The organism is Flavobacterium microcysteis, assembly GCF_006385255.1.
In the GTDB taxonomy this organism is placed as follows: Bacteria; Bacteroidota; Bacteroidia; order Flavobacteriales; family Flavobacteriaceae; genus Flavobacterium; species Flavobacterium microcysteis.
Genome location: NZ_VFJE01000054.1, coordinates 325,542 through 339,450, shown reverse-complemented (window position 1 = coordinate 339,450; position 13,909 = coordinate 325,542). Strand labels below are relative to the sequence as shown.

Sequence of the window (13,909 nt, the reverse complement as noted above, 5' to 3'; positions counted from 1 at the left end):
AGGCAGGGATTTACATTTTAATTCTTCCTTGTCCAATTAACATTCGTTGAAATCAGTTCTACAATTAAAGTTTCCAATATTTCATTTACCCATTCTAATTCAAAAATCAGATTGTTTTTAGCAAATCTGAAAGTTAAATCTTGCTTCTCGGCGTGGAATATTTTGTTTCTTAGGTAGTAACAATATTTAAGACAAATGAAGGCGGTAATTTCCAATTCAGTATTTGGAACAGGATTTTTAACTTTATCTTCTAAATAGTCTTTGACTTTTTTAAAGATTATATCTTTATCAGATGAAGACTTGTTATTGTGATAAAGGTCTTTGATATAATCGAACTTGTTAAACTTACTTTCGACCTTATCTAAATTAAAAATATCTTTTAAATCAGTTTCAAAATAACTAATATTATCAAGCAAGTTTTTGCAAACAACCTTGTTCTGATACCTAAAGACAAAAGCAATAAAAGAAACTATCTTTTCTTTAGTATCATAATCATTACTCAATAGCTCATAAAAACGAACTTTTTCACGAAGTTCTTTGATTGTTATAGCTTTTGCTTTCCTATGTGATTTTGAGAAAAGTGTTGGGTTTGTAAGTATAAAATTACGAATTAAACGATGACACTCATTTTCGTTTGCACCGTTACCAAGATAATGATAGATAGAGTTAAATGATTTCCATAACTTTTCAAATCGCTCACTTTGTTCATTGGTAATTTTTGATTTCAAAAGATAGGTCAAAGCATACTGAATTGCTTTTGATTTATCATCAGATTTAAAAAGGTCGTTGATATTGACAGTTGAAATATCAATACTTATAAATTTTTCATTCAAAATCTGTTCAACTGCAATCTTCGTGGTTGGCAAAGAAATAATTGTGTCTTCTCCCGTTTGCTTTATCCGGTTGATTGAAATACTTTTTATTGGAACAAAGCGGTTTACTTTGATATAATAGTAAATCAGAGATTTAATAATTTGGTTATGAATAGAATTACTTTCTGAAAAAACAATATTGATAAGATTGATTTTTGCAGACCTGTTGCTCCTTATTGTTAATGTATCGTTCTTAATTTCTAACTCATCATTTGTGTCTGAACTTCCTTTGTATTCCATATCAAATATTTCTCTGGAAATAAAAATATCAGGAGCATCAAAACTTATATTGATAGAATAATTGTGCTTTATTTTCCTTTTAGCGAACGTCTTAATAGAGCTTGTTATAAAGCTGTCAAATTTTGATTTCTTTTCGTAATTGTAAATATCATAAATGTATGGATATAAGTCCTTAAACTTAATCTTGAAATCTGTCAGAGTATAAGGGTCGCCGTTAAAGGAATTATGCAAAATCAAAAGTTTATCATTTATGGTTTTAACAGATTTGCCTTTCTTCTTTTTTGTTAATCTAACATCTTCGCCAAAGTTTTGCAATGCTCTAAATGCTTGTTCCTTAACAGCGAATATTTTATCTGTTTTCATTAAACGATATAATTCCTTTTTGCTTTCATAACACTTATATTTTGAAAGAAAGTCTATTGCCTTTAATCTGTTCTTATAATCAGAAATATCATTAGCAAGTTCTATATATTCTCTAATGTTATTTGGTTTCTTACTCTGAAATTCACTTTTAGCCATAATTCCACAAATTCAATTCTATTGTCAAATGTAGTTAAAACCTGCTAACGCAGCTATAAATTACGACAAATCCTGCCTCACAACGCCAAACCCTGCCACTTCTTCAAAGGCTCTTGCTCCCTGCTCTAATTTTAGGCTTTACGCAAAAATTCTAAAACAAAAATTATTATGAGTACACAGCAAAAAGACTTGTCGTATTTCAGATTACGACTGCAAGAACACCTTAACAGTAGCTTTCCCGAAAAAGCCAACGACCAAAAGTTTATCGACCAGCGTTCCTCGTGGGCTGCCAATGCCTATGAGGGTGCGTTCCGCTCCGGCAACCCTATTGACCAATGCAATGAGATTGCCAATTACATACTCTTTGAGGGCTTACACTTCTCCAAGTTTGATACGGTTTTTCAGGTCGTATGCAATGAGTTCGATACTATAATGGCAGACGAGGAGCTACGACCGTTCGCCCTTAAAATGTTCCCAATCTGCGAGCCTGTATTTGCAAAGTATAAACTAACCGATGATTTCGCCTACGGTTACGAGTTTGATGTCCTCTACACCGAACTGACGGGAACAATCGCAATATGGATTGAAGATAATGGGCTTCAGTAAACGTCAGCACCTCCAGCACAATATTGAAGCCCTGCGGATTGCTTTTACATTGGAAAAGGAGAAGCGACAAGCGACCACAGAGGAAAGATTGCTAATGATGCGTTACAGCGGATTTGGCGGTCTTAAATTCATTCTCAACCCCGTAGAACACGAAATAGACATCAATCATTGGCGGAAAACCGAACACGATTTATTCCCGATTACGCAGGAACTCCACCAACTTTTAAAAGAAAATTCTACGGACGAAAAGCAATACCGCAGGTATGTGGATAGTATGAGAAGCTCGGTACTGACCGCTTTTTATACACCGCCGGAAGTTATCAACGCTATATCCTCAACATTGAGGGATAGCGGTCTGAACATTGACAAATTTCTCGAACCCTCCGCAGGTATCGGGTCTTTCGTTCAGTCCTTTGCAGAGAGCCAAACCCAAGTTACCGCCTATGAAAAGGATATACTGACGGGCAAAATATTAAAGCATCTTTACCCCGAAAGCAATATCCGTGTGAGTGGCTTTGAGGAAATCCCCGAAAAGGAACAAAACACCTACGATGTAATCGCAAGCAATATCCCTTTCGGCGATACTTCCGTGTTTGACCTTTCGTATTCCCGAAGTAAAGACCCTGCCAAAATACAAGCTGCCCGAAGCATTCATAACTATTTCTTTTTGAAAGGGAATGATATGCTCCGAGAGGGCGGTTTACAAGCGTTCATTACCTCACAGGGGGTTTTAAACAGTCCGAAAAATGAGCCGATACGCAGGGCGTTGATGGAAAACAACAATTTGGTTTCGGCTATCCGCTTGCCCAATAACCTGTTTTCAGATTATGCAGGTACAGAGGTCGGCTCCGACCTGATAATCCTGCAAAAGAATACCGCAAAACAAAGCCTGACCGAAGCGGAAGAACTGTTTTGCCAAAGCAATAAAACGGGATATGGCACACCCAGCAATGCGATATTCAATGACGGTACAAGAATTATAAATACGCATTGGAAAGTAGATACCGACCCTTACGGGCAACCTGCTTTAATCTATACGCACCAAGACGGCGTTGAGGGCATTGCCAAAAATCTCAAACAGATGCTTTCCGATGATTTTGGAAAGCACCTGAATTTTTCTTTGTACAAAGGCGAGCGGAACGATGAGCCAATCGTACAAATTCCGGTACAGCCAACGCCTCCGCCTCCTGTTATCGAGCGTGAAATCATTCAGCCGGAACGACCTCGTTTTACGCAAACAACCATAGCAACGGAAAGCCCAAAGGAATTTACGCAGTTAAGCATTTTCGACCTGTTTGAAAATGCTGGCGAACCCGTTGCCGTTCTTGCTCCACCCAAGAGAGCCACGAGAACCAAAAGGCAAACCTCCAATAGACGGCGAACGCCTATCAATAGGCAAACGGACTTATTCAGTGGGGCGATGCAACAACCTTACACGCCTCCAGCTCCCAATGGTGCGGTCAATAGAGCAAGCCAACCCAACGGCATTACACGGGAAATAATCGGAGATTTATTTTCACAACAAAACGGGAATGGCCAAGCTGAAAAGCCAGCTATTCCCGTGACTGCTCCTGTTACCATTCCTGAACCTGCCCTATATAGTCAGGAATTGCAATCGTACCACCGTAACGACTGCCTTCTCGTGGATAATGGCTGGGTCGGTCATTTGCAGGAGGTCGATAAGGAAAATGGAACGGCAATGTTCCACCCGTTGCAACTGCCGTCCGCTCAAAAAGCAAGAGCCGAAGCCTATATAGCTGTACGTGATACCTACAACGACCTGTATCAAAAAGAAGCCGAAAAGCAAACGGAGCATAAGGAAGAAAGGGAAAAACTGAATAGCCTGTACGATGCCTTTGTCAAAAAGTACAGCAACCTGAACAGTGCCGATAATATCAAGCTGATTAAAACGGATAGTGCCGGAAAGGAAATCCCGTATTTGGAGCGTGTAAAAGGCGGTATTGTTCAAAAGGCGGATATATTTAGCCACCCTGTAAGTTTTTCTACCACAACATTAGCAACGGACAATCCGCAGGAAGCATTAGCTTCCTCGCTGAACAAATTCGGAACGGTGGATTTGGACTATATGTCCGAAATCAGCAATATGACCGCCGATGCCCTGAAAGAGCATTTACACGGTCGTATTTTCTACAACCCGTTGGAAAGGGAGTACGAGATTGCCGAACGCTGGATTGCTGGTAACGTGGTTGAAAAAGCTAACGAAATCAGAACCTACGTTGAACAAAATCCCGAAGATAAGGAAGCCAAACAAAGCCTTACGGTATTAGAGGAAGCCCGACCAAGACGTATCGAATTTGAGGAGCTGGACTTCAACCTCGGCGAACGCTGGATACCCACGGGCGTATATGTCAAATTTGCCTCGCACCTGTTTGATGCAGATGTAAAAATCCACTACTCGGACAGCTCCGATGATTTTTCGGTAATCTGTAATCAGGGAAACCAAAATATTTGGGTCAAATATGCGGTCAAGGCTGAAAGCCGAACGTTTGACGGCGTTGCCCTGCTGAAACACGCCCTTGTCAATACGACACCCGATATAACCAAAAAAGTCGAAATAGACGGGAAAGAAGTCAAGGTCAAGGATATGGAGGCTATACAAATGGCTAACTCCAAAATTGACGAAATCCGCTCCGCTTTTACCGATTGGCTACACGCCCAAAGTGATGAGTTTAAAACCCGATTGACCGACCAATACAACGATACATTTAACTGCTTTGTCCGTCCGAACTATGACGGTTCTCATCAGGACTTTGCAGGCTTAGACCGCAAAGCGTTAGGTATCGAAGATTTGTACAGTAGCCAAAAGGACACCGTTTGGATGATTAAGCTGAACAACGGTGCAATTTGTGACCACGAGGTCGGTGCTGGCAAAACATTGGTTATGTGTACTGCCGCACAGGAAATGAAGCGTTTGGGCTTGGCACACAAACCAATGATAATTGGATTAAAAAGTAATGTACACGAAATCGCCGAAGCCTATCGTACAGCCTATCCCCACGCTAAAATTCTGTTTCCGGGCAAGGACGATTTCACTCCCCAAAAACGCCTCCGAATATTCGGGGATATAAAAAACAACGATTGGGATTGTGTGATTTTAACCCACGACCAATTCGGAATGATACCGCAAAGCCCCGAAATCCAAAAGGAAATTCTCGAAATAGAATTGGACAACGTGGAGCGAAACCTCTATGCAATGGAGGCAGACGGTGCGGAAGTAACAAGGGGTATGCTTGCCGGAGCTATCAAGCGAAAGGACAATCTCGAAGTGAAGCTAAAGACTTTACAGCACGATATTGAGAACCGCAAAGATGATATTGTCGATTTTAAAATGATGGGCATAGACCATTTGTTTATCGACGAGAGCCACCAATTCAAAAATCTAATGTTCAATACCCGTCATAGTCGGGTAGCCGGATTGGGTAACGTGGACGGTAGCCAAAAAGCGATGAACCTGCTTTTTGCTATCCGTACCATTCAGGAGCGAACCGATGCAGATATGGGGGCAACTTTTCTTTCGGGAACGACAATCAGCAATTCATTGACTGAATTGTACTTGCTTTTCAAATACCTACGCCCACGGGCATTAGAGAAACAAGGTATTAACTGTTTTGATGCGTGGGCAGCTATCTACGCACGTAAAACAACCGATTATGAATTTTCGGTGGCTAACAATATCGTGGCAAAAGAACGCTTCCGTTATTTCATCAAAGTACCGGAGCTGGCACAGTTCTACTCGGAAATCACGGATTACAGGACTGCCAAAGATATAGGGATTGACCGCCCCGAAAAAAACGAAATCCTGTACAACATTCCGCCTACGCCCGACCAAGAGGAGTTTATTCAAAACCTAATGGAGTTTGCCAAGTCGGGCGATGCAACCCTGCTGGGCAGACATCCGTTGTCAAAATCGGAAGAAAAAGCCAAAATGCTTATCGCTACGGACTACGCCCGTAAGATGTCTTTGGATATGCGAATGGTAAGCGGTATCTATGAAGACCACCCCGATAACAAAGCCTCGCACTGTGCCAACAATATAGCGAAGTATTACAACAAATATAACGCACAGAAAGGTACGCAATTCGTGTTCTCGGATTTGGGAACCTACAAGCCGAATGAGTGGAATGTGTACTCGGAAATCAAACGCAAGCTCGTGGAAGACCACGGCATACCTGCAAACGAAATCCGGTTTATTCAGGAAGCCAAAACGGACAAGCAACGTAAAGACCTTATCAAAGGAATGAACGAGGGCAAAATCCGTGTGCTGTTCGGCTCAACGAGTATGCTCGGAACGGGCGTGAACGCACAGAAAAGAGCCGTTGCCATTCATCATTTAGATACGCCGTGGCGACCGTCCGACCTTGCCCAGCGTGACGGTCGGGCAATCCGTAAAGGCAATGAAATTGCCAAGCATTTTGCCGATAACAAGGTAGATGTAATCATTTATGCTGTTGAGAAATCGCTGGATAGTTATAAATTCAATCTTCTGTTTAACAAACAGCTATTTATCGACCAATTAAAATCCAACAAGCTCGGCAAACGAACCATTGACGAGGGTAATTTGGACGAAAAATCGGGAATGAATTTCTCCGAATACGTGGCAATCCTGTCAGGAAATACAGACCTGCTGGATAAGGCACGGGTTGAAAAACAGATTGCAGGATTGGAAAGCGAAAAGCAAGCGTTTAACCGCTCTAAGTATAGTGCTAAATCCAAATTGGAAAACTATACGGAAGAATTTAACGCAGCTCAATCACGCCTCAACCGTATGACAACCGATTGGGAGAACTTACAGCAACGCATACAAAAAAGGCAGGACGGCAAAATTGCAAACCCCGTTCAGTTGGACGGCTTATCGCCCAATGCGAACGTCAAACAGATTGGAACCAAGCTCAACGAGATTGCCGACAAAGCCCGTACAGGTGGGGATTATCAGGAGATTGGCAGTTTGTACGGATTTCAGCTATTGGTTAAAACGGAAATGTCCGAAAAAGACGGCGTAGATATTCGGGTAAACCGATTTTTTATACAAGGCGAGGGTAACATTAAGTACAATCACAATTTCGGTGTGATTGCCAAAGACCCTGAAACCGCCTCTTTAAACTTTTTGCGAGCATTGGAAAAAATACCGCCACTTAAGGCAAAGGAACAGGAAAGCATTGCGAGCTATCAAAAGGATATACCTGTGCTTCAGGAGGTCGTTAATGGTACGTGGACTAAGGAGAGCCGACTGAGCGAACTGAAAACGGAGCTGGCTTCTATCGAGCGAAAGATACAGCTATCAATCGAACCGGAGAAAAAAGGAGAACCTGCGGAACAGGTCGAGAAAAAGCAAGAAACGCCAAAGTTCTCGGAGAGTATTGTACGGACAAAAGGTATTCATTTGCCACGAGGTGTATTGTAAAAAAGGGGCTTGTTTCAAAGCCCCTTTTATTTCTCGTCCTGTTCGTCCATTCTCTTAATCAAGGCATCACGCAAACTGTCAAGGAATTTTGTTCGGTTCATCTTTCGGGATTTGAGTTCTAAAAATGTATGGTAAAAATCGCCTAAATCAATATTAAAACTGTTTTCAAAAAATCTGACAATGCTTATAATATCAGTATTCCCATTATTAAATGCACCTTGTGAATGCAAGCTGTAAATCAATTCGATAGCTGCGGCTTTACTCCCTGTCCATTTCAAAGACGAGTTATCCGATATTTTGCTGTGACTGTTTTTATTTAGTTTTGCTTCAAGATATACCTGTATCAAGTCATTAGCAATAATCTCGGCTATTTTATAATCGTAATAAGTAGAGAACCTAATATCTGTTTCCAAATAAATAGTGTCAATGCTTAACTTAATATCAAATTTTCCTCTTATAAATAACTTCTCGTCAAGAAATGTACTTTTGGTGCGATAGTATTTATACAGTTCAAGGTTGTTATTGAAGTGTCTTTTGAGCTTTCTCAATTCTTCATTGAAATATTTTCTGACCGCTTTCGTACCGTTGGGCTTTTTCGTTTCAATTTTGTAAATGGCATAGTAATAAATGAGCTTAGCAACGATAACGGGTTTCTGATGTTTGAAAAAATTGATTTCTTCAACGGTATTCTTAAACCCTCTTTTTAAGATGTGCTCCTTTAGGTCGGACAAAGTTTTAATGATAAGTTTGATAACTGCTTCAATTCGTTGCACAGAGCAATCGGTTTCAACCTCCAATTCCCTGATTTCGTCCTCCAGCTTATTGAGTATCTGCTGATAAAATTTATCCATACCGGTTATCTTAAATTAATATTCAGGCTACATTTTTTAATTTGATTTTCTAAACATCAGAATAGCAATAATCGCTAAAACAATGGTAGCTATCCCACCATACAAAAACTCTCTATTCGGGAATTGTGTACCTAAAAATCCCGCTATCGGGTAGGCGATTGCCCACCACAAATGGGAGAATGCGAAATGAGCACCATACACTTTGCCTTGGTCTTTAGGTTCGATATTTTCGCCTATCAGTGTTTCGGACGGCATATCGGCTAAGGTCTGCCCGATACCTGCCAAAATCCACAAGAACATCAGCCCGTTGTATGGTACGAAATTGGCAAAACTGATAGCGGCACCTATCAGCATTGCTCCGCTAATCAGTGAAACGCTACGTGTTTTGGACTTGTCTAAACTACCCAATAAAAAAGCTGTAATCGCTGCACCTACGCCGAATACCGACATTATCCACCCGTAGTGCTTATCGTCCAACTCTAAGGACGTTTTTACCAAGCCAACCGTATTGACCAAAACAACAGCACCAGCAACGGCTGATATAAATTCAATGCTTAATGCAAACCGTACAATCTTGTTGCCGAACAATAAGCGTATACCTTTTAATACTTCGCCCCACGTTTTTTGAGGTACGGCATTATCACTGCTTACACCTCTTTGCAATGATGCTTTGGGAATAGAGAGAATAAAAAGGATAGCGATGAACAGCGTTGCACCATTGACAAAAAATATTTGTGTTGCTCCTAACCAAACTGCTACGATACCTGCTAATGCAGGACCAAAAACACTCAATAGCTGAAAGGTTGCCATTGATAAGCCATTGGCTTCCCTGTATATCTCTTTTTCCACTATCTGCGGAATGATTGCTCTGTATGTAGGCGTAAAAAATGCAGCAAACACATTCAATGCAAATATCAATGCGTACAACTGCCATTCGGCATTGACGAAAGGCAGCATACAGACGATTGCCATTCTTGCAAACTGCGTGATGAGCAATATCTGTTTGCGTTGGAATTTTTCTGATACCACACCTGCAAAGGGCGAAAAGATGATGTATGCCGTTACCCTTAATGTAAGGGCTGATGCCAATATGGCGGCGGCATATCGGGGGCTTATCTCATACGTGAGCAAAGCCAAACCAAGCCACGTAAAAGCATCGCCGAAAAGGCTTGCTATCTGTGCGAAATAAAGCCTTGCGAAAGTCGTGTTTCGCAGGGTTTTAAAGGGTTCTGTGATTGCGTTTATTATATTATTTGTTGCCATTCAGTATTGTTTTTTAGCGTTGTTTTCCCGATTTCTTTAGGTATGCGTCCTGCGATGATTGATGATATGTGCCGTAATCAGCCCCACGGAGCCGACGTAAATAAGGGGCAGGTGTATATGGTAAAGGGCATCGAGGACTACCGAAATTAAAATCGTAAGCAATGAAACGGCAAAAAGAGCAATGACCAGCTTGCTGTCGGTCGTCTTGCAGATTTTGAATGCTATAATAGCTCCGATAATCAAAAAGGCTAAATCTATATACGGATTATGCGATATGCCAATCGGTATAATGACAAGCAAAGGGAAAATCAGGCAATGGATTAAACAGAGCGTTGCTGCCGAAATGCCGAGTATGTCGTATGTTTTATTTTTCATTGATGATTACCTCCATATTTTTTCGATTACTTTTTTTTCGTTTTTTCTTCAACTTGTTTATCCAAATTAAAGTACCCGTTATAGGTAGGCTGGTTGCAATTAAACAAGCAATAAAATAGAGTATTTTAGAGAACGTACCATACACATTTCCTATATGCAATGCCTTAATAGACCCTGCTACTCTTTCATTAAACGGCTTCTCGGCAAAAATATCTATTGAAATCAGACTTCCTGTGTACGCATTTAATGACACCTTGTCGGAGGCGGCGGAAGCAAAAAAACCAACTTTTGTTTTGCTGAACTGAATAGGCTCATCGGGGCTTTTCGGCAAGGAGATAACGTAGTCTCCAGAGTACGGTAGATTTGTATCAGCAACTGCTATTAATTCTTTAAGGGTCAATAACGGAACCTTATCAATAAGTGCTTCTTTTTCTTTCTGTGGATATTCCGTCTGTTTATTTTTACTTCCTCCATCTCGGGTTGTCTCCGTTTCGGGTTTGTAAGTGCCTAATGCTTTTTGCAGTCCGGTACGATACCAAGGGAAAGACCATTGCGGTCCCGTAAGCCCCATAATTAATAATAAAATCAAAGAATAAAACCCGAGAGAATTATGCAGGTCGTGATTTGTACGTTTCCAATTGCCTGCAACTTTTATCTTTAACCCCTGCTTCCAACTTTTTACCTTTTGCGGAAACCATATAACAAGTCCGGTAATACAACCCAAAGTAAAAATAATCGTTGCCCAACCACTAATCATACTACCCAGCTTACGATTTTCTATGCCATCGATAATTGGCTTTTCTACCTTGTCCAACAACAGCCATCGGTGCAGGCTAAACATTATGCCCATAAAGTCCCTGACCGCATTCTCATCTTGTGAAGAGCCAAGTAGCTCTCCGTTGTAAGGGTTTACCATATAAGATGTGCCAAACCGGCTTTTATCTCCCTCTTTTCTTACGACGTATGTATAGGTACGATTAGCATCATTGGGTATTCTAACGGAGCTTACGTTTCCACCCGTATGTTTGGTTACAGTTTCAAGAAAAGTGTCGGGCATTTTTCGTTCCTCGCCTTTAGGTATCGATACCTTATACAGATGAGAAGCACCCAACTCGGTCAGCTCGGTGTTAAAAACATACAATGTACCTGACAGACAGATTATAAAGACGATAATACCGCTTGTTAATCCCAACCAAAGATGGATATCATTAAATAGTTTCCGAGTTCTTTGCCAAGTGTTTTTATTTCTATTTTTCATTGATGATTATAATTAAAATCTTCTTTACATATTGGATAAAATTTTCTGCAAAGCCCCACCATAAATTTGATAAGGCTTTACAGAATTGTTATTAAAAATTCACTATCATTTTCACGCTGATATTACGTCCCATATTGAAAACACCCATACGTCCCGTTGCGGGATTTTCGGGGGCATACTTCAGCCTGCTTAAATGATTTTGATAAGCCACGTCAGCCAAGTTTTCGCCACTGATATACAAAGACATAAAGTCGCTTCGGTTGAATGCTTTTATATTTGTTCGAATTCCTGCACTCAACAAGGTGTATGCAGGTGTTGCTGTTTCTGTACCGTAAGCACCGTGAAATTTGTCCTGCTTGAAAAAATGGTCAAGCCCGAACTTGATGTAAGCATTGGAGAATGTGCTATTGACTGCTTTAAGCTCGGCTTTGACTTCTCCCCTGTACCTTGGGGCAGGGATAAAGGGTAGGTATTTCAGATTATCGGGCTGGTTGCTCTGCGTTGCCTGCACATAGGAAAAGGAGTTTTCAAAATGCAACCATTCCATAGGGTGCGGGTGTATATCCAAGTAAATCTCGCCTCCGATTAGGGCGGCATTTCCCGATGTATATTCAAACGCTGGTGCACCGTCGGCAGGGTCTGGAATAATTTCATTGCCGTTTGCATCTACCATTTTTTCGAGATAGATATAATTGCCTATGAAGTTCACGAACGGCGTAATCTCCAACGTGATGTGTTTGGAATTGAGGAAATAGGCAACGTCCACCTGATGACTGATTTCCGGTTTAAGGTCTGATTTTCCAAACAGGTAACGGAACGTTCCCTCGTGTCTTCCGTTGGCAGAAAGCTCGGTGCTGTTCGGTGCTCTGAAACCTCTCGATACGTTAAATTTGAAAGTAGAATTTTTATCCACCTTATACGATAATCCCAAACTTCCCGAAATGCCATTGTAGTTCTTTTCAAAGGCACTGAATTTTAATTCCGCATCGGGGTCTGTACCGGGTACAGGATTTTCGTCTTCATCGAGGTAAAGTTCCTTTGAGTTCATATACCGGTTGTCGAACCTGATACCTCCGGCTAAAGTGAGCTTATCAAAAAACGTTTTCTGCGTGAACACAAACGCTCCTGCATCGAAAAGGCTGTAATTGGGTATCAAAGCCTCTATTGCCCTGTTGGTGTTGCTCTGCCACATACCGCCGATGCCGACCGATGTTTCCCAGCCATTTACTTTTTCAAAATTGTATCGTACATTATAGTTGAGCGTTTTCAAATCAAAGAACAATTCCGGCTCATCAGGTGTGGCAGGGTCTTCAAACTCCCTGCGTTTATTGTTCTGAAAACCAAAGTCGGCATTTAGCGTTCCTTTATCCAATATGAAATAATTGTTTGAAGCTACACCTATATGATTTATCTTCTGATGCGGAAAACCTGTTTTATACCCTCTCAAATCTTTGTCCGTTGCTACCACTTCATCGCCATTGGCATTTTCGTAGATAAATCTTCCTAATTCATCTCTTTCTCCCTCTACAAGATTAAGGGTATTGTTATAAGAGCTTACGGTCAGATGTGAGTGTCCCCAGCTTTTGTTTATTCCCAAAAACAGGCTACCGTTGATTTCCTTAAAACCCGAATTGAAAACTTTCCCGTCGTAGGCATTTTGGTAGTTGCCTGCAAACTTGTTGCTGAACCTGCCGAGCCATTGCAGGCCGTCTTTATTCCCTGCATTGGCAATGGAATAGCCTATGAGGTTGTTATTACTTTGATAGTTGGTCGTAACCTGTGTTTTTACCTGTCCTAATGGCAGGGATCTCGGAGCAAGAAAATTAAGCACTCCGGCAATCCCGTCCGAACCGTACATAAGGCTTCCGGGACCTTTGACAACTTCCACTCTGTCCACTGCATTCTCATCTATCTCAATACCGTGTTCATCGCCCCATTGTTGTCCCTCTTGCCGGATATTATTGTTCAATGTAATTACTCTGTTAAATCCCAAACCTCGTATGGTAGGTTTTGAAATTCCTGTCCCTGTTGTTATTTGGTTTACACCGGGTACATTCCTTAAAGCATCAATCAGATTGGTAGCACTGTTCTGATTGAGTGTTTTACCGTCCACCGCTTTAACAATGACAGGGCTTAATTTTAATTCTGTTGAGCGAGTTACGCCTGTAATGATTAACTCATTCAGCTCTGTAACAGCGGGACTTAACAAAAAGTCCATAACCGTATCTTTGTCAATGCTTATCTTCTCGATTATCGGTTGATAACCTGTATAATTTATCTCTAAAAGGTAAGTTCCCCGTTTAAGGTTATTGATTTTAAAACTACCGTTTGTGGCTGTCGTTGCACCTGTTTTCAGGTCAGCAATATAGATTGATGCACCAGCTAAATTTTCATTTGAGGTTTCGTCTTTTACCGTACCCGAAATACAGTTCTGTGCAAATATGTTTGTGGTTGCAGAAACAAATGCAACCAATGGTAATATGCTTTTTAAATTCATTGTTTG

8 protein-coding genes are annotated in these 13,909 nt (G+C 41.0%); 2 read left to right on the top strand and 6 right to left on the bottom strand.

Annotated features, from left to right (window positions below; all coding sequences use genetic code 11):
- Positions 1 to 17: 17 nt before the first annotated feature.
- On the bottom strand, positions 18 to 1,631 hold the full coding sequence (locus FJA49_RS10530; RefSeq protein ID WP_123852501.1) for a hypothetical protein: 1,614 nt from the start codon (positions 1,629 to 1,631) through the stop codon (positions 18 to 20).
- A 168-nt stretch (positions 1,632 to 1,799) separates the two neighbouring features.
- Here FJA49_RS10530 and FJA49_RS10525 point away from each other — a divergent pair, with 168 nt between their 5' ends.
- Positions 1,800 to 2,237, top strand: a complete 438-nt coding sequence (locus tag FJA49_RS10525) for a DUF1896 domain-containing protein (RefSeq protein ID WP_123852502.1) — start codon at positions 1,800 to 1,802, stop codon at positions 2,235 to 2,237.
- Positions 2,224 to 7,659, top strand: a complete 5,436-nt coding sequence (locus FJA49_RS10520) for an N-6 DNA methylase (RefSeq protein ID WP_140000884.1) — start codon at positions 2,224 to 2,226, stop codon at positions 7,657 to 7,659. The genes FJA49_RS10525 and FJA49_RS10520 overlap by 14 nt, the downstream gene beginning before the upstream one ends.
- A 26-nt stretch (positions 7,660 to 7,685) precedes the next feature.
- On the opposite strand, the gene FJA49_RS10515 is transcribed toward FJA49_RS10520, so the two are convergent.
- The 5 genes from FJA49_RS10515 to FJA49_RS10495 all read right to left on the bottom strand — a co-directional run bounded on the left by FJA49_RS10515 (position 7,686) and on the right by FJA49_RS10495 (position 13,903).
- The gene (locus FJA49_RS10515; RefSeq protein WP_002979409.1) at positions 7,686 to 8,510 is read right to left on the bottom strand and encodes an RteC domain-containing protein; all 825 of its coding nucleotides are present in this window, start codon (positions 8,508 to 8,510) and stop codon (positions 7,686 to 7,688) included.
- Positions 8,511 to 8,546: 36 nt separating this feature from the next.
- Positions 8,547 to 9,773: an MFS transporter gene (locus FJA49_RS10510; protein ID WP_123852504.1), complete on the bottom strand. Its 1,227-nt coding sequence runs from the start codon at positions 9,771 to 9,773 to the stop codon at positions 8,547 to 8,549.
- A 36-nt stretch (positions 9,774 to 9,809) separates the two neighbouring features.
- On the bottom strand, positions 9,810 to 10,148 hold the full coding sequence (locus tag FJA49_RS10505) for a MerC domain-containing protein (RefSeq protein WP_081457767.1): 339 nt from the start codon (positions 10,146 to 10,148) through the stop codon (positions 9,810 to 9,812).
- Entirely contained in the window at positions 10,138 to 11,406 is a 1,269-nt protein-coding gene (locus tag FJA49_RS10500) for a PepSY-associated TM helix domain-containing protein (protein WP_123852505.1), read from the bottom strand. The genes FJA49_RS10505 and FJA49_RS10500 overlap by 11 nt, the downstream gene beginning before the upstream one ends.
- A gap of 91 nt (positions 11,407 to 11,497) precedes the next feature.
- Positions 11,498 to 13,903, bottom strand: a complete 2,406-nt coding sequence (locus FJA49_RS10495; RefSeq protein ID WP_123852506.1) for a TonB-dependent receptor — start codon at positions 13,901 to 13,903, stop codon at positions 11,498 to 11,500.
- Between the last annotated feature and the right edge of the window lie 6 nt (positions 13,904 to 13,909).

What these genes read in the sequence shown, in the direction of transcription:
- FJA49_RS10520 (WP_140000884.1), top strand. Translation starts at nt 2,224, where the DNA reads ATGGGCTTCAGTAAACGTCAGCACCTCCAGCACAATATTGAAGCCCTG.
- FJA49_RS10505 (WP_081457767.1), bottom strand. Translation starts at nt 10,148, where the DNA reads ATGAAAAATAAAACATACGACATACTCGGCATTTCGGCAGCAACGCTC.
- FJA49_RS10525 (WP_123852502.1), top strand. Translation starts at nt 1,800, where the DNA reads ATGAGTACACAGCAAAAAGACTTGTCGTATTTCAGATTACGACTGCAA.
- FJA49_RS10515 (WP_002979409.1), bottom strand. Translation starts at nt 8,510, where the DNA reads ATGGATAAATTTTATCAGCAGATACTCAATAAGCTGGAGGACGAAATC.
- FJA49_RS10530 (WP_123852501.1), bottom strand. Translation starts at nt 1,631, where the DNA reads ATGGCTAAAAGTGAATTTCAGAGTAAGAAACCAAATAACATTAGAGAA.
- FJA49_RS10510 (WP_123852504.1), bottom strand. Translation starts at nt 9,773, where the DNA reads ATGGCAACAAATAATATAATAAACGCAATCACAGAACCCTTTAAAACC.
- FJA49_RS10500 (WP_123852505.1), bottom strand. Translation starts at nt 11,406, where the DNA reads ATGAAAAATAGAAATAAAAACACTTGGCAAAGAACTCGGAAACTATTT.
- FJA49_RS10495 (WP_123852506.1), bottom strand. Translation starts at nt 13,903, where the DNA reads ATGAATTTAAAAAGCATATTACCATTGGTTGCATTTGTTTCTGCAACC.